We start from the raw sequence: 22,411 nt of genomic DNA, 5'->3' as shown, positions 1-22,411 counted from the left end.
ATTGATTATGCCAAAGAAGAAACAGAGTGGCGGCGCAACTGCGCAAGGTGGCTTTGAATATCAGGATAAGCTTGCAGCATGGTTTGCAGTTCAGATTTTGGCAGAAAAAAATGTTCAACCATTGTGGGAGTTGCCCTCCGATAGAGTATTAGAGCAATTGTACTGTGAATCAGATGAGCCCATTGATGACTTAAAACTTGTTACATCGCAGCAAGATTTAATCTATATACAAGCAAAACATTCAATAAATCTCGAAACGACTTCCACATCTGAACTAGCTAGTGTCGCAAATCAATTTGTAGAACAGTACTTTTCTATCCTACAATCAGCTCAGTTGACACCCTTCAACAAATCGCGATTTATCTTAGCTACTAGCTCTTGTTCACCAGGTACAGTGCGATTAAATCTCAAAAAAGCACTGGATAAAGTAAGAGGCCTTACTGGTTCTGAAACCGTTCAAAACTTATATTCTAAGATAAGTAAAGATCAAGAAGCTGCGTTAAAAACTTTTTGTAGCCATCTTAATCAAAGTTGGAAAGATAAAAAAGGTACACTTCCAAGTCAAAACGAGCTCACCAAAATTCTGCAACTATCTTGGGTTCAGATATTTAATTTAGATACCAGTGAACATAATGAGATTGAAGCACTCAACCTCCTCAGACAAGTAGTCTTACAAGAGCCAGACCAAGCTGACGATGCTTGGAAACAGTTGTTAGCTTTGTGTAAACAAAGGAGTATCTTGCGAGGAGGGTTAGATCAACATGCGCTTCAGGAAGAATTTTTACGCTCTGGAAAATTACTACAAACAGTCAGAAGTTTTCAAAGAGACATAGAAAAACTTCGTTCTATATCTCAGCGGGCATATAACGAATTAAAAGAAAAATCTTGTATTTTTCTTGACGAAACACACGAGAATAATTTAAATATTCAACGAAGCTCTTCTGCCGCCTTAATAGATGCAGCCACCACTTATCCTTATCTTCTTGTTGTTGGAGACCCTGGCGCAGGAAAGTCAGGTGCAATTTTTGATCTAGTGACAAAGCTTAAGCATACAGCCCAACCATATCTCCTATTTCTTGCAGACCAATTTGAAGCGGCCAGTTTGCCGAGCCTGCAACAAGAAATAGGTTTAGAACATCCTATAGAAGCAATTCTTGAGAACTGGCCAACCTCACCTAAATTTTTAATCATTGATGCAATGGACGCTGCTCGAACAGCTGAATCCCAAGCTACTTTCCGGTTATTGATCAAGAACAAGAATCTGCTTGAAACGCATCATTGGAAAGTTATCGTTTCGATACGCAAGTTTGACCTACGATATAGTGATGCCTTGCGACAAATTTTTCGTGGAACTCCCCCAGAGAGAGTATTCGTTGATTCAGAATTCTCAAAAGTATCGCATATAAATATCCCTAGGCTTACCAATTTTGAGCTTGATAGCTTAGCACGGCAACACTCAAAAATTCATCAATTCATTCAGGCCTTGCAAACTGATAGCAAGCTATATGAACTATGCAAAAATTTATTCAATTTCAAACTCATTGCTCAGCTACTTGAAAATGATGTAGAGATCGATAAACTTGCTTTATTTGAATCTCGCTTAGAGTTGCTTGACTTATACTGGAACCAAGTTGTGATTGGAAACTTTTCAGATAGTAGGGCACGAGAAAGTGTGTTAGCTCAACTGACTAACACAATGGTATCCGAGCAGAGAATGAGAGTGTTAGATGAAAGCTCACCCATATCGAGCGGCCCATTAGTATACCTTCTTCAGCGAAATGTCTTAAGTGAAAGTGTACAGAGAAGCATAAAGCATCTCTCATTTTCCCACCATATTATTTTTGACTACGCTATTTTTAGACTATTTCTAATGCGGCTGAAGGACGAAGATTTAATTAACGCTCTCAGTGAACCGGCAAAACTGCTGTTTATCAGACCCAGCCTACTCATGTTCTTTCAGGATCTTTGGCGTCAAGACAAAGAAAACTTTTGGGGTATATCTTTTCAATTACAAGCATCTTCCCAGGCGTCTGGCATAGCTAAAACAATCCCAGCTATGACAATAAGTGAGTCACCTTATTGTCTGGTTGATTATCATCCACTAATTTTCAAGTTGGCATCACCAATCGAAACGGAGATGAGCATTGCAGACGAGATGCTCAAACATCTTATTGGCGCGCTCCTTGTTGCTAAGAAAAATAATGATTCTTTTGATATTTTGTCTTGGAGTCAATTTATTGAAGTTGCCTCTCGACATGAGCGAAAAGAAGTTTTTGTACATGCAAGTCAACTTCTTCGGCTGATCTGTCAACAGGCAAAAAACTTACCCTCGTCTGAGCCTGCATTGCAAAATGCAGGTATATCTGCTCGAAGGCTATTGGCTTGGGCTTGGCGACAACCAGAAGTGAATTTATTTTTCTCTACAGAAGGAATCCGGAATGTCTGCTGGACTTTCCATAGTAACTCAACTGAATCTGACACCTTGCTCCGGCAAGCAATTCGAATGCCTCATATTCAACAATATGGTAGCAAAGAGTTGTTTTGGATAGCTAATGGGCTAAAAAACTTTTATGAAATATCACCTGAATTTGCTAAAGACCTATATATAAAAGTATTTGAATATACTGAAACAAGCACTGAAGTTTCGAGTATTGGGCCACCATCACAGATATTGGGTCTTCACTCGACCGTTAAGCAGGACTATGAAGGTGTTCGATATTCACTTGCTAAAGATTTTAACTCTTTTCTTGAAAAGTGTCCCCTTGAAGCAACTGAGGCCCTCATTCACATTGTTAGTTACTATGCACAAACAGAACACCACACAAAAGACGAACCTATTCGAGACTTTTACTTCAAGGGAACTACTGCCAAAATAGCCTATGATCATAGCTATATTTGGGATTATGGGGATACCTACGATAGAGATTCAGCCAAGAAGATATTAATTTCTTTTGAGAACTATATTCTTAGTTTAAGTACTTCTGGGAACATTGAACTATTGTATAAATTGCTCTTGTTCCTTACTCACAACAATGTCCAAGCTGTTCTCTGGAAACGATTAATTGAGTGGGGGGCAAAATCTCCGGTAGCCATTGGATTATTCATAAAAGAGTTAACTTGGACACCCGAGCTTTTCATTGCTCCAGATACATCCTATGCGCTTGGACAACTCATTCTCATTCTTCATCCCACGCTTGAAAGGGAAGACAGGCAAAAAATTGAGCAAACTATTCTTTCAATCCCTTTATATGGTGCTGGTATCCTACATGAGCCTGAAAGAGCTCGAAATAAGTTCATCACTTGTTTAATTCCTGAAAATATTCAAAGTGAAGAGATTAAAGAATTACTTAATGACCCTTCACAAAAGTTTATTCCAAATACTCCCTTGTTTAGCTCAAGTAGGTTTCAGCCAATAGATGAAGACGATGAGGATTATGAGTTTTTCTTTGGCACTTCCAGATCGAAAAAATCGCCTGAAGATCAGGAAACAGTCCGTTTAAAACAGTTCAATAAAGACTTGCAATCGATGATGTCTGCATACCAATCCGGTTCAATAACACATGCTACATTGTCCATTGAGTTGCCAATAAAATTAGGTGAGTTATTCACTTTTTTAAAGAACTTTAATCATGACACTAACACTGAAGGTAGTTTAGAACAGGCATGGAGCAACCTAACGGAGGGATGTTTTACTCTCTTAGCAAACGAAGATGTTTCCCAGTTACTACAACCTAATGACCTGGAACTTATCAAAAAAATTCTACTCCTTTCCCAAGGATTGCCAAGAGAAGAGGATTGGGAAAGAGTAAACAAACAGTTTGACGAATCTTCATTATATTCATCTACTCCCCTCGTATCAACGACACGAGCAATTACTTTCCTTGTAAGACACAAGCTTTACATGCAAGATAAAGACCTCTTAGATGCCATCCAGGTATTTGCTCAAGACCCTGACCCTTCAATACGTTATCAACTTCTCTCATATCTAATTAACATTTATAGAGACCATCAAAACTTATTCTGGGAAATTCTAGAAGGATTTTTTCAGCATGAAACTTGCATAAAAGTCTTCTATGGACTAAATCCTTGGATAATAAATCTCGCCAAACTACATCCAAACCGAATCGAGTCCATGACAGAGGTTTTATTTAATCATATTCAACCTGAAACGAGTGAATCATCAGAAAAAGTGAGAGAAACATGCTTATTTATTCATCTTTGGCTATATATATTTAATAATAAACGCATGTCTCAGTTTCTCGGTGATTCAATACAGCTACTTCCACAATATAGCGAAGAGTTTCGAGGGCTAATCTTTTCACTGCGAAAACAGTTGACTAATCAAGAAGCCGGTATCCAATCCAAATTGAAATTGTTCTTTAAAGAAGTTCTTTCTAGGCTGTTGGCTTCATGGCAGGAATCTCTGGTTCAAAGCGATGATTCTTCTACAGGACTCCAAATCAGAACAAATATTATTGGTGTTGCAGATCAGATCGCAGCTCAATTTTATTTTGCTTCAGAGAATCTAGTGAAAAGTTCAAAAAATAGTAATTTGTCTGAAAACGAACCTGATATTAATCTTCCGTTACAATCTCTCTTAGAGCATATAGGAGAGTTCCTTGTAGAGTTAACCACGTTTAGGCATCCTAGTATTATTCATCATCTAATTGAATTACTTGAAAACTGCATCCACGTTGACCCAGCCTTAGTATTTCATCATCTAAGTTATATTCTGGGAAAAAGTGAGGGCGGTGGATATGAGTACGAATGGCAAGCCAAAGACACCATCATTAAAATATTAAACAAACTATTTGCAGATCATCGTTATGTACTTCAAGACTCAGCAAATCAAGCGTCTCTTATACAAATCCTAGATTTATTTGTTAACGCCGGCTGGTTAGAGGCCCGGGAACTTACGTATCAGCTCGAGGAAGTGCTACGGTGAGTTTAACACGAAATGCAACTGATTTTGAGAGTCTCTATAAGAAATTTCGAACTGAGTACGAACAACATTACAACCCAATTTATGACAAGATAAGAGAAGTTTTTGCGAGAAAAAATCAAGCTGCGGGTTTAAGTCCAGCCGCAACACAATCTGCTGAAGATGAGTTAAACAAAGGCCTTTTAGAAGCGCAGTTGCGATTAACATTCTTAGATCCATTCCTGAATGCTCTCAACTGGCATACAACAACTGCCAGGTTAGATAGAAGACAAACATTGGAGTATGTTAACACTGTCATTGAGCCGCAAAGCCATGTTACAGGAAATCAATGGCAGTACTTTGATTATCTTGGATTTGAGCAACAAAGAACCAGTATTACACCCCTCATGCTTTTCGAGGCAAAACGTCCAAGCGAACAGCTCCCCGCTACAAATGCTCTGGTTCGTGCAGGAATAACTAATGGGTTATCTGAAGATGAGAAAATTGTAGAGATCATAGCAAAAGCATTGCGAGGTGCTCAAATCTCAGGGCCTTGGAAAGCGCATATTCCTCAGCTTCAAGGATATGTAAAGGCAATTTATTCTAGAACAAATAGTTACCCTAAAAAAGTGGCTATCACCAATGGCGAGTGGCTGCTGATTTTTACACAACCTGATAAAATTTTTTCTGATACACCAAATTTCACAAATGATCAGCTCTTACTATTTTCTTCTCACGCGAAAATTGAGAGCAACCTAAATATAATTTTTGGTGAACTCGCTTATGTTAATTTGAGAGAGACTCTCCACGAAATCAACATTGGTGAAATTGGGTTCAAATCATCTTTATTTGATTATGCTTTGAGGGGATTATACTTGATTAGGCATAAGAAGCCCAGTACCGTATCTTCTGGAGGAGCCGCTGAAATTATTGTTTCACCTATGGTATTTCTACACTCGATAAATGGATCTTGGTGTTACATAAGGGGCACCAATGAATTTGATATGCCAGGTAACTATGCAGGCTTAGGACACCATTTGCAGTCTGTTCAACAATATTCAGATGAGCTATTCCAGCGTGTTGAAGGGTACATGACAGGAGGGCAATTTCAACCGCAAACACTAAACCACCATTATGGTAGTGTGAGCTTTGAGGATTTAAAAAGTGTTATTGAGCTGAAAGACCGCTCTACACCGTCTGAAGACCACATTTATCTTGTTACAGGCGAGTTTCAACACTTTATTTTACATAGTCCAACAAACTCTGATTGTTTGACCACTCACCATTATTATCAGTGGAGTTCTTGTAATAGTTGTGGTGTTGCAAATACAACTGTACCAATTGTAAGGCGTGACTTTGATTTAAAGTCCTTTTTTAGAGCAGATGCGCTAGAATTGCATCACTGTGCTCATCAACAAGTAACGTCAGCAAAAAGCCATCAGATACCGAGTTCATCTTCATTTAAGCGTAGTCGACCTTCGGGAGAAGCCTTTTGTGAAATCTGGCCATTTGAACAATTCCTCTGCTGTAGAACATGCATTTTCCAAGACGTTTGTCTATCAAGTGGCGTCTTTAATCTTCCTTGTCAAACGCAACCATGAATGAGCATTTATCTAAAAATTATTTGGTACTCAAATTTGGCCAACAAGAGCAGATCATCTTGTCTCCCTTCGGTCGCAAGATATCTGCGGTGTTGCAAGGACAATCAGGGTAAAACCCAATTATGATACGCCTTTGCGCCTTGAGAATAACACAGTGAGGCGAAAAAGGTCAGTATGACTCAAATTTTAGCGCATGAAAAAGAGCCTGATTCAAGGCCCTGCTTGCCTTGCAACATATGCACCCACTTGACTGGCGCAAGTGGTTTAAAAGAAGAATATCGTCTTGGCGACTGATAATACATAATTTATTAAGAAAGGAGTTCAACTATGGATTTTAAAGTTAATAATATTAGCCCTCAATTACTTAAAAAAGCAAAAGAGCTTGCTACCAATGCGGAAAAAACGCCTGGTGGTAGTATTACTCAAAATGAAGTTGAACAACTGCTAAAAGAGGCCAATAAAGATGGAAAAATCACTGTATCTGAAAGTCAATTTATTGCTGGTTTAACCAGTGAGCAAAATGTTAAAAAGCTATTGCAAAGCAATTTTAATCCTATAAATGGTGAAATTCAATTTCAAGGGGTATCCAGAATCCGTCTTCGTGAAATTCATCAAAAATCTGTAACTATCAATAATGCTAATGCTACAAAAATATCTCCTCAAGAACGTATCTCAATGAGTGATGAAGAGCTTTTTTCTAGAACGAAAGAAGTGCTACAAAAACATTTGATAGATAACCTTCCAGAGGCTACGAAAGAACATGTTCGAGCTTTGTTGACACCGGAAGTCATAACAAGTATGGCTGTTTTAGCTTCTGCGTACACTGCAGCTCATATGTTTGGAGCTCCTTTAGTTGCTGATGGAATTGCCGTTACAGCATTAGGAATTGGGGTGGGCACGAGTTCATATACTGTTGCGAAAAATGTTCTAGAAGCAGCGGATATAATATCGGATCCTCATGGAGATTTGAAGCAAGCAGGAAAAAAGCTTGCTGATGCAGTAGCATTGGTCGGCATAGATAGTTTTCTTGCATACACTTCAGCTAAAAGTGCTCAAATTGTATCAAAACTAAAACAGGTTAGTCCTCAAGCTGCATTACGTTATTTATCAAGTATAAAAAGTGCTGTCAAACGACAGGGAAGTAAAGCGTTAACATCCTTAAAAGAAACCTTTACTTCATTGTACGAAACATTAAGAAGACCTTTTGGTGTAAAAAAAGTTTTACCTGAATTCAGACTTGGTTTAAATCACCAACAAGAAAAAATACTACAAACTGTTCGTGCTGAGGCTGTTGAAAATGCCAAATTAGATGGAGTAAAACGTAATTATAGAGATAATATAAAAAATGGTTTTAAATCTGTTTCAGTAGCTCAAGGGACTATTGATGGGAAGCCTATTAATTTAAAGGGTGTTTCAGGTGAAAAAAACATAACTGGATTTGCTCCCGGAACTTCTGAAAATAGAGTTCTACCCTGGGATTATGTGAATGGGACTGCAAGAAAAGCTGATGGTGAAATTAATATTTTAGAGCAGTTACTTAAGCAAACATCAGCAGATAGTAAGGGCGAACTTACAATTCTAGTTGATAGAAAATCATGTTTTTCCTGTGGAAATCTTGCAATACCGGCATTTAATGAGTTAAGACCAGGAATTAAGCTAACAATTATTCAAGGGAAAGGACAAAATTAATGAATCATTTTGAAGAGAAACTAAAGAATAGATTATTAGAAAGTGGAATATGCAGCAGTGAAACAGATTTAAAAGGTTGTACTGAAGATGAAATAACAGATTTGGAAAATACTTATGGATTTTTTAATGAAAACTATCGAAATTTCCTCAAATTAATTGGTCATAATGCAGGAATTTTAATTGATAAATATGAATTTGCTTTTTATTATGATAGATTAATCGAAGCAAACGAAAATATAAGGCATAACATACAAGAAATAACCAAAGAATGTCTAGAAGAAAATTGTCCTGAAGAAATACCTCAAATGCCATCAGATTATTTTGTCATTTCTGCTAGATATGGAGGTGATAACCCAAATTTTATTTTGACAAACTCAGATAGTGAAATTGTTTATCTTTACAATGATGATGGAGAAATTATCCAATATAAAAATAGCATTTGGGAGTGGTTACTAGATTTTATCAAGCATACAGAAAAAATTATTTCTGAGAATAGAACTCAAGATTGGATTAAACATATTAAATCTAACGCTTAAATTTAAGAATGTTTTTTAAAGTAATAATTTTTAGAGTGAATAAAAGGCGTTGTGGCATAAATACCGATGACTCTCACAAAGCGGGTTTCCCTTCATTCATGCTGGGAGAGAAGCCTCAAACCCAGTAAACTTGTCGGAAAGCCAACTTGTTACCTGAAATCTAGTTCGGGCTGTGAAAATTTTGAAATTATTTCTGAATATTATGAAAATTAACTTTATCTCTAAACCGGTGTTTGTCAACATAGTTGTAGCATAAATCATGCAATCGCATCTTTCAAAACGGTTGGCTTCTCACGATTCAGCTCAGTTATGGCTTTTGGCCCAGGCACTTCTAAAAGTCCTTTCATCAAGCGTACAAAATACTTGAAAGTGGGACGTGTGAAATTTCCGGCAAACTGATTCAAAAATTCGGGTATAATTTCCATTGGGCGTTCTCCAAAGGTTTTGTCACTTTACAGAGTACGCCCTCTTCTTTGGAACTTCAAATTTCACGCTATTTGCCGCTTAATCTGAAAGATTAAAATAGGATCTCAAGCAAAGAAAGCGAGTAAAAATATGAATCTCAGCTCAAAAACACTCTTGACTGGATTTTTATGCCTGGCGGGCTTACAGGGTTGCCAGCCTCAGGCTCCTTCAAGCCCGGCCCAGAACACCCAAGGGGTTTCCCCAGCACAGGTGGCCCAGACATCTGGAAGCCTGAGCATCAGAGGCGAAGTTTGGGTAGATAATTGGTTTTCTCTTTACCTCAATGGGAAGCCCTTGCTGGAAGATTCGGTGCCGATTACCACTGAGCGCTCTTTTAACGCTGAAACTTTCAGTTTTAAAAGTGATTACCCCTTTGTCTTGGCTCTGGTGCTCAAAGACTATAAAGCCAACGATACGGGCTTAGAATATATTGGCCAGCCCAATCAACAAATGGGAGATGGCGGGGCCATTGCCCAATTTACAGACATGACAACAGGTCAGAAAGTGGCTGTCAGCAATGCAAATTGGAAATGTCTGGTCATTCACCAAGCTCCCTTGGATAAAAGTTGTGAAAAAGTCTCCCAGCCAGTGGCAGGGAAGGCCCCTTGTACCTTTAACTCACAGGCAGAACCCAGTGGTTGGGCTGACCCGGATTTCGACGATAGCCAATGGGAGGCCGCCCATATTTATAGCAAAGCGCAAGTTGGCCCCAAAGACGGTTATGATCAAATCAGTTGGGACTCTCGGGCTCAATTTATCTGGGGGTCTGACCTGGAAACAGACAATACGGTATTATGCCGTTTACGTGTAGAGAAACCCCTTTAAAATTATCTGTCCCCTTAGCAAGAATCACCTGCTATCTGGAGCTAAGAGTGTCAACGCTTCGCTATTTCATGCAAGATGCCCTCAAAAAGCAGAGAAATTGGCCTTGATTGAATCCGTCAAAGCTTCTCTTCAGCCTGAAGATGTCTTGCTTTATGCAGATGAGTCAGATTCCAACTTCGGGTAAAAACCAGCGTGTATATGCCTTTGGTGCTATTGACTCGTACCGAGCAAGCTTTGTCTATCGCGTATTTAAACGCAAGCGGACATCAGAATTTTTGTTGTTCTTACGCCAGGGTGGTACATCGTTTTGAAGGACAGAACATTTTCATGATCTTGGACAATTACAGCGTTCATAAAACAAAAGCTGTTGAACGCTTTCTTGAGCGTCACCCCAGGTTGCAACTTTTGTTTTTACCGACCTATTCACCAGACGAAAACCAGCCCGGCCTTTTCAAGCCTTTCTACCACCCGACTGACCCCGCTGCGGGTAAGGATACTCCGTGCAGCCAAACCCTGAATCCTCATGCGGTGGTTTTCATTCCACGAAAGACGTAGCAAAACTTCAAACTCCACATGGAGACAGCATTGCTGACCTTTTGGGCCCACTACCCCAAAGGTATAAAGCTTGCTACGCTGAGCAATAGCGGATGAGGATGTCTCGCTTCGCTCGCGATTTTTTGTGGGAGCAATAGTATGGAAAACGAAATTGATATCATCTTAAATAAAGAAAAAGTGAAAAAGAGAACCCTAAGCTATGGCGGGCTTGATAAAGAAGAGCTTCTCTCTAAATTAAGAAGTAACAATATATTGCTAAATGAATACGCACAGGTATTGTTTTCAAGCGATTTGTATAAAACAAGTCCAATAAGTCAAAATACAACTATTATTGAATTGTCGATTGGTGATTTGGGTTTTACGCAGGGTGCAATATTTAGAGAAATCTTTAATAAATGCGAAAAAATAGGTCTAAAACCATGTGAATTGGATATGGGGCCATATCTGAGACTTGAGTATTTGCAACAAGAAGAAGTAATAGAGCCTGGAAAAAATAAAGCCCCCAAAGGCTCCCTCACACTATTTTCGAAGCCATTACGAGAGCAAAATGACGATTTCCCAAAAGGGTTTTACATAAGAAAAATGGATGAAAAACTATGGCTGAGAGGATATATCTGTCCTATGGATTATGTCTGGGATCCAGACACAAGAATCGTACTCAGGCTGTAGCTAAATGGATTCACACTCGTTGATGCACGCTTGCAATGGTATCATAGCCCTATGGAACTCCCCATTATTTACCGAGACGAACGCTTTATCGCGATTCATAAACCTGCAGGTTTACTGGTTCATCGTTCCCCGATCGATGCCTCAGAAACCGAGTTTGCAGTACAAAAACTCAGAGTTCAAATTGACCGGCCTGTGTTTCCCCTGCACAGGCTCGACAAACCCACATCGGGGCTGCTTATCTTTGCCTTTGATTCTGAAGCAGCCTCACGGCTTTCTGAGCAATTTTCAAATCATACGATCCAGAAGTCTTATCTCGCCATTGTCAGAGGCTATTCGCCTGATCAGGCACATATTGATTACCCGGTTAAAGCCCAGCAAGATAAATACTTCAAAACCAATATACAACAGGGCATTACAGATCTTTCTACACTTGCAAAATGCGAGCTTGAGATTGCCAATGACAGGTATGAGAAGAGCCGCTACAGCCTGGTTGAACTTAGACCCCAAACAGGAAAAAGGCATCAATTGCGTTACCATATGAAACATATCTCACACCCTATTATTGGTGATCCCAAGTATGGCAAGAAAGTTCACAATGATATTTTCAAAGCCCACTTTGATTGCTCTCGGCTACTCTTGGCCTCTATTGGGCTTCGCTTTACCCATCCCTTTAGGCATGAACAGGTCACTATCACTTGCCTGCCCAGCGATGACTTTATGGCGGTTGCGAAACCTTTGGGTTGGGAAGATCTCATTCGAAGCAGGTGTCAGCCATGACGGTGATGTATTGCCAAGTCAAATCCTGTTCGTATTGTTGCCCTTTTCTATTTCGTAAGCCAAGACTGGGACTTTGTCAAATCTGTTGGGGATATTGTTGTTGAAAACCAGATTGAGACTCGCCGACCCCTTTGTTTAGAGTGGTAATTTCTGATCCAAGCTTCCGTAGCGATGAAGATCAATGATTCCGCCATGAATTGGGTTTGTTCGGATATGCGTAGCATTTATTTCGTCCAGAATGGGCCAGAAATTTTCAGCATTTTGATCCAAGCCATATTTTTGATTGAAGGCTAAAAATTGTTCGCGATTTGCAAGTGTTTGCAAATCTTTTGTAAACGTATCCAGCTCTGAGGCCTGAATTAGGTAGATTTTTTCAGGGAAATTAACAAATATTCCTTCAAAAATTTCAAGAGAATCTCTTTCTGGGCTTCTTTGTGACTTTTCATAATTGGGATCGATGAACCCCAATTGATTCCTCGATTTATAATAACGATTGGCTGTGATCGTATAATATATATTTGTGCCATCTGCTTGGGTAATTCTCAGGTAAGAGACATTGGGCATCTGGGTGCCCATTCCCCCTCTCACTTCACTTAGCTTTTCAAGCTTTGTTTTGACTTCATTTTCACGTACAGGCCCGAGAGCTTTGAAAACAAAACTTTTCTTGCCCAGAACCTCTGGTTTGAAGGTTTGTCTAAGGAATTCAGCCATAAAGTCTTGATAAGAGGTTGCTTTTTCAAACCTGTAACCATTTTCTTGATTGTAGGGATAAGAGAAAGCATTTACATATTGGTCATTGGGGTCTAGACCTTCTACCAAAGAGGCTCGGATCTTGTTTCGATACTTTTTAGGGATGAAAGACAGAAAAATATTTTCACCTTCTTTTCTAACATCAAAAAGATAGGTTACCACTCTGGATTGGCTAATCATGGCTTCAGAAACCTCTGTTGCAACATTGCAGAGATAAAAATATCTCTCAAACAGAGCAAAATCCAACATCATAACAGACCGAGGCAGTTTTCCTGCTGCTCCCTTTACCGTTGAGGCCGTCCATTGATGGCGAAGTACTGTCACTATCGCGTTTGGATCTTGGTTCTTGTCACCGAGCCAGATATCTTCAGACCGAAGTCCTTTGGGATGGAGCTTTTGAGAGTATTTTTGCTTAACTGCGGCGTATTCTCTTTGTTCTTGAATAAAATTGCTAAAGGGATTTATTTTTCCGCCCGTTAAGTTGGGAATGGGAAGATATTGCCCTGCTTCATCATAGAACTTTTTTCCATAAACAACGCTTGCATCTGCTTCAGGTTTAATAAACACGTGAAGCATATTGTCCCAATAGGGAGCAGCAGCCCCTTCAGAGCGGCAGTTCTGAGACCTGGCGGAAATATCCAGCAAGAGATGTGCATTTTTGAGCATCCAAAGATACCTGCTGCTGGCGGGTATATGTTTGAACGCTACCAGGGGATTGCTATTGTTGAAGTTGAATTTTACCTGATTGTTTTCTGAGCCCCAATCCAGATTCCAAAACAGATCCTTCAGCTCTTGAAGCGTAGAGTCATTCACTTCATAAACGAAATGATTTTTGTCTACAATGGTTGAGTGAACTTTTCGCAAGCGATAATAGAAGTTTTTAAATTCGGGTGCTTCGTAGGCGTGAAGGGTGGGAGTGACTTCTATGGGCGCTGGATACGCAGTTTTTGACCTGACCAGTTCATAAAACTCTCCTGGAGACTCTTCAAAATAAAACCGGGCAAGGAAGAGATGCTCGTACAAAAATCTTGAAGTCCACCTTGCTTTTGCGCTTGGGTGATTAAAAAACTGTTCCCACCTGTTGATAAGTTTTGGATTCTTGGGCGTTTTCAGTTTCAAAAGCGTTTCCGCAGAGGGCAAAGCCAATGAATCGACAGAATGCGCCCAGTTATAAAGCGTGGTGAATTCTAGGGGGTTAAGCGGACTCATTTTATAGGGCATGCCCGGAACATCGTCAAACGATTCTCTGCCCTTGCCGCAATACTGATGCTCTGTTCCAATCAAATTGATTGAGTTCAGTTTTTCTTGAGGGGTATAGCGATTGAGCAAAGCCGCAGTCAGAATAGAGTTTCTTCCCAAGTGATCTGTGGGTTGAGAACCCTGAAGGCTCAGTTTGATCTGAGGAGGAGTGTTTAAAACAGAATAAAATCCTTTTTCTCTCCACGCTTCTTCACTCTTTGCATCATGAAATAATTGGGTTCTTTGTACAGAAAAAAGATCGCCGCCGTGAATTTGTTGGGTATGCCCCCCACGAATCAGGCCTTCAGGTGAAGTGAGTTTGAGACGACATTCAGCCTCACGACAAGAGTGGCAGGAAACACAGCGCATATCCAAAATAGGCTTGATCTGGCGATAAAAAAGATCCTGAGATTCGCGGGTCATTTGAAAATCTTGATTTCTATAAAAGGTTTCAAATGCATAGGCATCGCTGATAAAACCCAATTGAAAGACAAGAAATATTATTTTTACCCAATGAACGCTTGTTTTTTCTAAACAATTGAGTATAAATTGAACAAATGTTGAATGAATTGCCAAATTTTTAGACAAAGATACTTATTCCGATTACACAATATTTGTGTGTATTCTAAAGTATTTTTCGTCACCTTGCAAGAACATAGAGAGATAAAGAGAAGAGCGCTTTTATTCTCTTGAACGGTTTAACTTCTTGAATTGGCACAGGTCGTTTTTATTTTTTGATGGCCTCATTGGATTTTGTTATACTGAATGAATGCCTGTTTAGAATTCTTTCGGTGTCACAATTAAATTGTAATAAATTATATAAATTGGCTTAAATCATAAAAGCAAGTATAAAATATGCAAAAATGGATTAAAATATTAAAAACTTTTTCAATTAATGCCTTGATTCAAACTGCTCGAGAAGAGAAAGCGCTTGATCAGAAGCTAACTGGAACACGCTCTGTAAATATTGCACTTTCATATTTAATCGCTGATATGGAAAATGATCTATTAAATAAAACGGAGAGCGAAAATGCTTATACCTTCTCGCTCATTGAGCGATTGGGGCTGTTGTTTTCTGTTGGAGATCAAGAAATATGTATTCCAGCGGATCTGGCTCATGAAATGATTCACTTTGAAAAGAGCAAAGGCAATTTTTTGCCCATCAAAGATGTAAGCTGCGCCATGGGATTGTTGAATTGGCATGAAGGATTGGTTCCTGTGCTCTCTGTTGCTGAATTGTTGAATCTTAATGCTGCACCCATGAATTCTCAAGCTGTTGTTCTTATCTTGGATATAGGAAAAGATTTGTTCGGTTTGGTTTTTAATCAATTTATTCAACCTATAGATTGGTTAGAAGAAAAAGAGGAGAATATTTTGAATAAGAGAGCTTATTTAGATTTTGCTGATTCTCTTCTTGCGTGTAGGACGATCAGAAGTCAAATCTTTAAAACGATGCAAAATGCTTAAATCGCTCGGCTTGCGGTGAGTGATTTAAGTTAACAAATTAAGGCTTTGCCGTAAGCCTGCTAAACGTGCGCTCAAATCTTTCTCATGCATTTGGGGGGCTCGCACATCGGCCTCAAAAAGCCCTCTGTGGATATTGAATTGAGAATGAGTGTCCACTGCTTGTTCCTCAATGACAGAGAGAAGGGCATTGGCCTTTTCTTTATGGCTTTCAAGAGATTGGCTCGCTATCAAGAATTTACGTAGATTTTTAAACTGCATTCCCATTGCTGGCTGAACAGGAGCGTCACCTGCCAAAAATTGATGATTGATAATATCAATCGCTTCGGCCAGGTTTCCTGTATTCAGACGCGCAGTTAACTGTGTAAATCTTTCCTCATCGGTGTTCGGGTAAATCAGAGCAAGATCCTGTCCTTTTTTTTGCAGATCTTGAATCAAACGTTGTTGTATTTCTTGATGTTTTGTGATTAAGCTATTAACCAAGCTCAATACTTCACGGATAGGCGCATCTTTTATTGCGCTTTCGATAAGCTCTTTTTGAGACGGGGTTATGTGATCCGTCTTGAAGTAGTCATTCTTGACGATGTTCTCCAAGCTGCTTAAGCGCTGATGAGGAGGAATATCTCCTGTATGGGCTGTCAACAGAGCAATGCTCTGCTCTGTTGGTGTTTGCAGTGCCACTGAGGCCCATTCACGTATAATTGTTATACGGGTGCTTGGAGAGACGGCATCACTGCCTCCACGACTAAAATTGCTAGCAATCAGAGACTGATAGGCATTGATTACTGTTGGATCATTCAAAGATTGAGGGGACGTTGCTGTTAAAAGATGCAAAAATGAGGCTGCAATACTGGGTTGGAATTTACGGATATTATTCAAAACCTCACTGTTTTGCAAAGGTGACCTGCCCATCAAATCTGTAAGCGCGGCGTCACAAACTTCTTGTGGTGTTTGGTTAACTCCACGTAGGGAGTGAAATAAACTTGCAAATTTCATCAATTCTGAATCGTCTGCAGGGTTTCCAAGGGCTGTTTTGATTTGACTCAAATCCCCTGTTTTGATTGTCTCTGAAATAGAACCCTCCGAGAGCGTCGCTAGATGCAGCTCATAATTGGGAAAGCATAAGAGATCGAGTTTGTTTAATTTAAGGGTTAAATCATCTTTGTTAAATGCATGATTTAGGGTGCTGGCCTGCCCTAAGGCATAAAACTGCTCTACCATTCGAGCCTCTGACTCATGACCGGGATTGATTCGGCCATTAAAATCGAGATAGGAGGTATTCAAAAAGCTAAAACTGTCGCGCAGGTCAATCTGTAATAGTTTCATCTGCGGGCTTGCCCCATCTCGCAATACAAAGGGCAAGCCATCCACATGCTGTGGATCCGTTATGCCGGCTGGGAAACAGAACTGATCAATAAACTTGGCTTTTTGGGCTGCATCTTGAATCAGAAGCAATTCATCGCCAGAGGCATGTTTGAGAATATGGGTCATCAATTGGCTTTCTTCTTGTTGAAGTTTTCCCGCTGATTCGCTCAGATTGCCCAATTTTTCTGAAGCGTCTTGTACAAATTTGGTGCAGTTGCTAAACTTCTCATCACCATTGTTAATAACCGTAATGTTGCCAGCCATCAGCTTGCCAGTTCCCAAAGAGCCATATTTTTGATAGCTCTTGCAGAGAATGATATTGAGTTTGCCATTTTCCAATTCTGTTTTGAATTGGCTTAATAGGTCGTTCAATTCATCTTTGTTCTTTTCAATGGTCACATCCAGCACCAGGGTGGTGGGATCGTGGCCGCTGTCAGAAATATTTCTTTTTACTTTATCTGCTAGGGCATTCAAATTTACCGCCGCATTGGGAGTGCTCGGATTCAAGGCTGCTGTGATAATCGGCTGAGCTTCAGCCGATGATTGCCCCCCATGAAGCAATTCGGGTACTTCAAAATAGTTCAGGTTGGGTTGGTTATTGTCCACAAATTGGTGAATACTGGTTTCTGAGACTTTACGTGCTGCTGCCAACGCTGTACTCAAAGCATCCATCCCACTTGAAGCATAGCCAATGGCCTGTTGTTTTACGCCATGTTCCATCCCAGCCAAAGAAGGCAACCGTTCTGCTTGAATATCTTGAATGGCTTGGGTGTATTGCTCAGCACTATAGGGCTTGGTAATCGCCAATACCAGCGTCAATTCTTCCATGAGAAAGTTAATGGCTTTGGAAAATTGCTCCGGGTGATCGGCGGAAACTGCCATGACCTCCATGAGATTGCCGATGTGCTTTAAAGAATCAGCCAAGAGGGGATTTTCTTGATTTGCCTCTGTGATCACACCATCTAAACCCTGAATCAGATGCACAGCAACAGACGCCATGGCCCCGATTCCGGTACCCTGTTCAGCCATTTCTCCCAGTTCAGTCATGGTTTGGCGAGTTAAAAGGTTTTTCACAGTGGTTTGATTGTTAAGGGTTTCATCTTTTACAAGCAAGGCGGCATCAATGCTCGGTGTCGCGCCAAGGGTTTTCACCAGCTCCGCTAAAACCTCTGCTGGGTCTGTTTTCCCCAAACAGGCCTCGCCCAGAGGATCTGTTTTTAATTTATAATCCAAGGCACAAAGTCCTGGTGGAATTTGATGAATGACGGGTTCGCCATCAAAGACATTGGCTTTTTGGTCTCCTAAATGAAGGGCGATGTTTTCGAGTGTCATGGTGGAAGTGAAAAGTTCACGTTTATTATGGGTAGGAGCTAATTCGGGAATAGTCGTTTTTTCCTGTGCTGATTGCAGTATTCCCTGGCAAATAGTGTCTAAATTGGTGGCATATTTCTGGGCAATATAGGTGGAAGGTGTTGCGCCGATTGTATCCAACACCTTCCCTAAGACTTCTGAGGGGGAGGTCTTTTCCATAAAGGCAGGATCAATCGGGTCTGTTTTCAACGTATAATCTAAAACACAGAGACCGGGTGCGATCTCTCGGACAACTGGATCACCATTGAATAATTGGGCCTTGAGGGGCCCCAGGAGAATGTCTATTTTTTCCAGAACCATAGGGGAATTGATAGGTTTTCGGTTGGTATGAGGGGCTTGGATATCAGGAAGAATACCTTTGGCTTTTGCAGCAGTTAAAGCCTCAGTAAAGACTTTATCGGCCTCTAGGTGAAAATCTCGCAAATATTGCGTAGACGAAGAATTTGCTTGGCGAAGCCCCTCCTGTGACTCAATCGGTAATTGGCTTTTCGCCATCAACAAGCCATATGATTTGAGCAAATGATGCCCTTTCATGGCTGGAAAGAGTTTGCCTATTTTGTATTGCCGCTGCTCGGCCAAAGGAACCCCATCTGGTTTCTTTTGACTGTTTTTGTGTTTAACAGGGGCATGTTTTAAGTGGCTTGCACGGTGATCTCTGGTTTCAGATATTGTCAATGAGGTTTTTACGTGCTGGGTTTGAGTTGTCTTGAGTTGGCTAAAACGCTCTTCCAGGGCCAGGACTTTTGAGGCCAAATCCTCTGGGTTCACAACGACTTCCTGTTGAGCACCCATTACGGTTTTATACACGTCTCCCAAGGACTTTTTTAAGGCTACTTGCTCCAATGAACCATTCGTATTGGTTATCGCAGTTCTCACTGCAGCCAGGAAATCCTGACGCGTCATGCCATCAATTCCAACATTGAATTGTAAGTGGATTAATTTTTTGTCATCTACTTTGACCAGAATATCTTTGGGCCCCTGGCTCAGAACCCCCTGATGATCCTGGAGTTGATCTGCTTGTCTGAGGTCAATTGCTTCAGCCAATTTGGGTTTGAGCGTAGGGTGAGATTTGAGTTGAGTTTGAGTTAAGACTTGCCCACGTATATCCATACAATGATTCCCCTAAGACAAATAAGATTGTTGAAAAAAGTCCAGTTCTAAATCATCTGATTCCCTGTTTGTCAAAATGGGAACCAGCCGTTGAGACAAGATTTTATTCAGTGTCACTTGCTGAGGAGGCAAGGCCAGGCTTTGTTTAAAGTAAAGTTGAAATTCTTTGCGTAAAACTTGAATACGAGGATCTTTGGGGGCCAGGTTTTGAGCCTGATTTAATGCATCGTCAGCTCGTTGTTCTAAGCCCAATAAGGCGGCAGTATAGGCCACTGCAATAACAGCATCCACATAATCAGGTTTTAATTCTAAAGCCCGCATCAAACATTGACTGGCTGTTTCTAGCACTTGAGGATCGCTAAAGTCTTGACTATGGGCTAAATTCAATGCGCCATTGGCGAGGTTTAAATAATCTTGAGCGAGGGCTTCGGCAGCGCTTGCCCTTGTGTTTTCAGGGATCATGGTTTTAAAACTCAGCTTTGAAAAAATCTAATTAATAGAATATAACATATGGTAAAATTTTATAATATTAAATCTTAATTACTATTTTATTCTATATGGGTTAAGTAATGTCTTAATGCTTACTTCATCACTGCCAAAACATTCTTCTTCATGGGAAGAGGGGCTTTCTTTTCTAGAACGGGCCCGTCAAGAACACTTTCGTAATCTTGAAAGCATTCAGCAGGCCTATTTGGCTTTCAAGGGAGCGATTGCACAAACACCAGCTTTGCCAGAACCTTATTTGGCTATGGCCTATCTGCTGTGGCAAACGGGTTATGATGATAATGCCTATTTTATTTGCCAAGAGGCTCTTAAAATATCTCCAGAGAACAAAGATGCTCTACAAATTTGTGCAAAACTGGAGCGGGGTAAACGTTTAAAGCGCAATCCCAATAGATCCTGTATTAGTTTAGATGGGTTGTATGATGAAGTCGAAGCTTTGTTGTTGAAATATGTCCATTATTATCTTCACACTCAGGTTGAAATGACCCCTGAATTGACTAAAATGAGTGCGTTTAGCAATTTATCGAGTATTATTAGTGAATTTGAAGCGTATTTTGAGCTTTTAAAGCAAGAATTCGATATGAACTCTCTGTATGCGCGCTTATATCCTCTGCAGGTATTGGCGAAACGCCAAGAAAAAATGCACTTTTTAGCCAACCATATGCAAAAGCTGATGCAAATTATTGAAGATCAGCGAGAACATACCCTGCAACTTATTCGTGAATATGAGCCATCCACAGAAAATTTAGAATATGAAAGTCAATTTGAGTCGATCTTGGATCAATGTGATATGATTGCTGATCAAATTGATGAGTTAGAGAAACAAGGGCACAACACGCGTATGTTAGAGTTATCGTATAATCGCTGGATTGAGACTGTTAACTTTCTTCAAGAACAAATGGAATAGACAGGGCCAAGGCAGGGATATGCTCAGGGGTTTTTAAGCGGCGCAGCAACCAGGCCTCTCGCAATTCAGGGTCATGGTAAAGGCTTTAAAATCTGTTTTTCTCAACTTCATGGGAATCTTTGCGCAGATACGGTGAAGAGAGCGGCTATCCTTTTGAGGATGAGACGTTTCAAGAGATCGCCTCTCTTAGCAAGGCCCCCAGTTTGCACAAGCCCTTTTCCAAGGTGGGCCCCCAGGGCTGGTTCAAGCTAATTCGCAGGGCCTGGTAGCCCTGGTTTTGATTAAAGAAAAGTTCGCCAGGGGCCACTGCAATGCCAGCCGCCAGCGCCTGACGGTAAATCTTCAGGGCCTGAACACCGGGAGGCAATTCCAACCAAAGAATAAAGCCGCCTGTAGGCTGACTCAGCCTAATTTGAGCTGGGAATTCTCTGCCAATCAAGGCCAAGGCCTTTTGCAGGGTATTTTCCAATTGGCGGCGTAAGCGGCGCAGATAGCGATCATAGGCACCACTGGCCAGATAGTCGGCAATCACCAATTGCGGCAGGCTGGCCGTACTCAACGAGGTCATGCGCTTAAGTTGCAGAATGCGCTCACGCTGGGGCCCAGCCAGAACCCAGCCCACGCGAAAACCTGGAGCCAGGGTTTTGGAAAAAGAAGAACAGAGAATTACCTGTTGCTGTGTGGGATCGAGTGAAAACAAAGTGGGTGGCGGTTCACGGTAATAAAACTCTCCGTAGATATCGTCCTCGATAATGCGCAATCCTGTGCGCTGGGCCAGAGCCAGTAAAGCCTGTTTCTTGGGCAAAGGCATACAAGCCCCCAGTGGGTTCTGAAAACTGGGAACCGTCACCAAAACTTTGATCGGGTGGTGTTTCATGGCTTTTTCAAGGGCCTCAAGGTCCAAACCCGTTTGAGGATCGGTGGGCAATTCCAGAACCTGCATGCCCAGGCTTTCGATCGCTTGCAGAATGCCATAAAAAGTCGGGCTTTCAACGGCCACCAAATCCCCCGCCTGGGCCAGGGAGCGCAGGCTGAGATGCAAGGCTTCCATGCAACCGGCGGTCACCATCACCTCTTCAGCACCGATCGGGCGTTCTGAGTCGAGACTGCGTCGGGCAATCTGGCGGCGCAGATCAATCCAGCCCTCGGTGGGGGCGTATCTGTGGCAGCGAGGATCAGAGCCCCATTGAGCAATCAGGCGACTGAGCTGTTTGACGGGCAATAATTCCGGCGAGAGAATGGTCGCCCCCAGGGGCAAAATTCCCGGCTGTCGGCTTTGCTCTAAAATCTGGCTGATAAAAGCATTTTTATCGACAGGGGCTGGGCTTTCTGGGGTCAGTGGGCGGTGGGGAATCGCTCTGGGCAGCGGGCGGGGCATCACATAGAATCCTGATTGGGGGCGGGCCATGATAAAACTTTGGGCTTCCAAATGCAGATAGGCCTGGTTGACCGTGGCGAGACTGATCTGGCGGTTTTCACTCAGGTTGCGTAAAGAAGGCAGGCGCTCACCGGGTTTGAGCGTACCGGTTTCAATCTGTTGACGAATTTCACGGGCCAATTGCAAATAGAGAAATTCAGAGGACATTTTTGCTCTCGCTTTAAACTGTTAGGGTCAAAATTTCAAAAAACTGTATCTGTTATGCTTTTTCAGTTTACTCTATGC

Annotated in this window: 14 protein-coding genes and 1 pseudogene; 10 read left to right on the top strand and 5 right to left on the bottom strand. The window is 41.2% G+C overall.

Annotated elements, in window-relative coordinates; genetic code table 11:
• Position 1 precedes the first annotated feature (1 nt).
• The 6 genes and pseudogenes from COW20_13580 to COW20_13555 all read left to right on the top strand — a co-directional run bounded on the left by COW20_13580 (position 2) and on the right by COW20_13555 (position 10,478).
• Positions 2 to 4,945, top strand: a complete 4,944-nt coding sequence (locus COW20_13580) for a hypothetical protein (GenBank protein PIW47230.1) — start codon at positions 2 to 4, stop codon at positions 4,943 to 4,945.
• Complete coding sequence (locus COW20_13575; protein ID PIW47229.1) at positions 4,942 to 6,522, top strand: hypothetical protein; 1,581 nt, start codon at positions 4,942 to 4,944, stop codon at positions 6,520 to 6,522. Before COW20_13580 ends, COW20_13575 begins: the two co-directional genes overlap by 4 nt.
• Before the next feature lie 327 nt (positions 6,523 to 6,849).
• Positions 6,850 to 8,211: a hypothetical protein gene (locus COW20_13570; protein ID PIW47228.1), complete on the top strand. Its 1,362-nt coding sequence runs from the start codon at positions 6,850 to 6,852 to the stop codon at positions 8,209 to 8,211.
• Positions 8,211 to 8,747 (top strand): hypothetical protein, encoded by a 537-nt coding sequence (locus tag COW20_13565; GenBank protein PIW47227.1) that lies wholly within the window; start codon positions 8,211 to 8,213, stop codon positions 8,745 to 8,747. The genes COW20_13570 and COW20_13565 overlap by 1 nt, the downstream gene beginning before the upstream one ends.
• Positions 8,748 to 9,422: 675 nt before the next feature.
• The gene (locus tag COW20_13560) at positions 9,423 to 10,037 is read left to right on the top strand and encodes a PEBP family protein (GenBank protein PIW47275.1); all 615 of its coding nucleotides are present in this window, start codon (positions 9,423 to 9,425) and stop codon (positions 10,035 to 10,037) included.
• A gap of 198 nt (positions 10,038 to 10,235) precedes the next feature.
• A pseudogene (locus COW20_13555) lies at positions 10,236 to 10,478 on the top strand (hypothetical protein).
• On the opposite strand, the gene COW20_13550 reads toward COW20_13555, so the two are convergent.
• On the bottom strand, positions 10,461 to 10,562 hold the full coding sequence (locus tag COW20_13550) for a hypothetical protein (protein PIW47226.1): 102 nt from the start codon (positions 10,560 to 10,562) through the stop codon (positions 10,461 to 10,463). The pseudogene COW20_13555 and the gene COW20_13550 sit on opposite strands and share 18 nt — an antisense overlap.
• Positions 10,563 to 10,730: 168 nt before the next feature.
• Between COW20_13550 and COW20_13545 the strand changes: the two genes are divergently transcribed.
• Together COW20_13545 and COW20_13540 are read left to right on the top strand one after the other, a co-directional pair.
• A complete protein-coding gene (locus COW20_13545) occupies positions 10,731 to 11,261 on the top strand; it encodes a helicase (GenBank protein PIW47225.1) in 531 nt (176 codons plus the stop codon).
• A 51-nt stretch (positions 11,262 to 11,312) separates the two neighbouring features.
• Complete coding sequence (locus COW20_13540) at positions 11,313 to 12,038, top strand: pseudouridylate synthase (GenBank protein ID PIW47224.1); 726 nt, start codon at positions 11,313 to 11,315, stop codon at positions 12,036 to 12,038.
• 135 nt (positions 12,039 to 12,173) lie between these two features.
• Here the strand turns inward: COW20_13540 and COW20_13535 are convergent, their stop codons facing one another.
• Positions 12,174 to 14,615, bottom strand: coding sequence for a hypothetical protein (locus COW20_13535; GenBank protein ID PIW47223.1), 2,442 nt, complete (start codon positions 14,613 to 14,615; stop codon positions 12,174 to 12,176).
• A gap of 267 nt (positions 14,616 to 14,882) precedes the next feature.
• Here COW20_13535 and COW20_13530 point away from each other — a divergent pair, with 267 nt between their 5' ends.
• Positions 14,883 to 15,494 carry a hypothetical protein gene (locus COW20_13530; protein PIW47222.1) on the top strand — a complete coding sequence of 204 codons (612 nt, stop codon included), beginning with the start codon at positions 14,883 to 14,885 and terminating at the stop codon, positions 15,492 to 15,494.
• A 24-nt stretch (positions 15,495 to 15,518) separates the two neighbouring features.
• Here the strand turns inward: COW20_13530 and COW20_13525 are convergent, their stop codons facing one another.
• Both COW20_13525 and COW20_13520 read right to left on the bottom strand, forming a co-directional pair.
• The gene (locus tag COW20_13525) at positions 15,519 to 19,337 is read right to left on the bottom strand and encodes a hypothetical protein (protein ID PIW47221.1); all 3,819 of its coding nucleotides are present in this window, start codon (positions 19,335 to 19,337) and stop codon (positions 15,519 to 15,521) included.
• 12 nt (positions 19,338 to 19,349) lie between these two features.
• Positions 19,350 to 19,799: a hypothetical protein gene (locus COW20_13520; protein PIW47220.1), complete on the bottom strand. Its 450-nt coding sequence runs from the start codon at positions 19,797 to 19,799 to the stop codon at positions 19,350 to 19,352.
• Positions 19,800 to 19,914: 115 nt separating this feature from the next.
• On the opposite strand from COW20_13520, the gene COW20_13515 reads away from it, so the two are divergent.
• The gene (locus COW20_13515; GenBank protein ID PIW47219.1) at positions 19,915 to 20,748 is read left to right on the top strand and encodes a hypothetical protein; all 834 of its coding nucleotides are present in this window, start codon (positions 19,915 to 19,917) and stop codon (positions 20,746 to 20,748) included.
• 169 nt (positions 20,749 to 20,917) lie between these two features.
• Here COW20_13515 and COW20_13510 read toward each other — a convergent pair whose 3' ends face one another.
• Positions 20,918 to 22,333, bottom strand: coding sequence for a GntR family transcriptional regulator (locus COW20_13510; GenBank protein PIW47218.1), 1,416 nt, complete (start codon positions 22,331 to 22,333; stop codon positions 20,918 to 20,920).
• Positions 22,334 to 22,411 lie beyond the last annotated feature (78 nt).

Source organism: bacterium (Candidatus Blackallbacteria) CG13_big_fil_rev_8_21_14_2_50_49_14, from assembly GCA_002783405.1.
GTDB lineage: Bacteria > Cyanobacteriota > Sericytochromatia > UBA7694 > UBA7694.
Note: the sequence above shows the minus strand (reverse complement) of the source record. Positions and strands in the feature narration are given on the sequence as shown.

Bases quoted from the DNA above. Each gene is read 5' to 3' on its own strand.
- COW20_13510 (PIW47218.1), bottom strand. From the start codon at position 22,333: ATGTCCTCTGAATTTCTCTATTTGCAATTGGCCCGTGAAATTCGTCAA.
- COW20_13565 (PIW47227.1), top strand. From the start codon at position 8,211: ATGAATCATTTTGAAGAGAAACTAAAGAATAGATTATTAGAAAGTGGA.
- COW20_13515 (PIW47219.1), top strand. From the start codon at position 19,915: ATGCTTACTTCATCACTGCCAAAACATTCTTCTTCATGGGAAGAGGGG.
- COW20_13540 (PIW47224.1), top strand. From the start codon at position 11,313: ATGGAACTCCCCATTATTTACCGAGACGAACGCTTTATCGCGATTCAT.
- COW20_13520 (PIW47220.1), bottom strand. From the start codon at position 19,799: ATGATCCCTGAAAACACAAGGGCAAGCGCTGCCGAAGCCCTCGCTCAA.
- COW20_13525 (PIW47221.1), bottom strand. From the start codon at position 19,337: ATGGATATACGTGGGCAAGTCTTAACTCAAACTCAACTCAAATCTCAC.
- COW20_13530 (PIW47222.1), top strand. From the start codon at position 14,883: ATGCAAAAATGGATTAAAATATTAAAAACTTTTTCAATTAATGCCTTG.
- COW20_13550 (PIW47226.1), bottom strand. From the start codon at position 10,562: ATGAGGATTCAGGGTTTGGCTGCACGGAGTATCCTTACCCGCAGCGGG.
- COW20_13570 (PIW47228.1), top strand. From the start codon at position 6,850: ATGGATTTTAAAGTTAATAATATTAGCCCTCAATTACTTAAAAAAGCA.
- COW20_13545 (PIW47225.1), top strand. From the start codon at position 10,731: ATGGAAAACGAAATTGATATCATCTTAAATAAAGAAAAAGTGAAAAAG.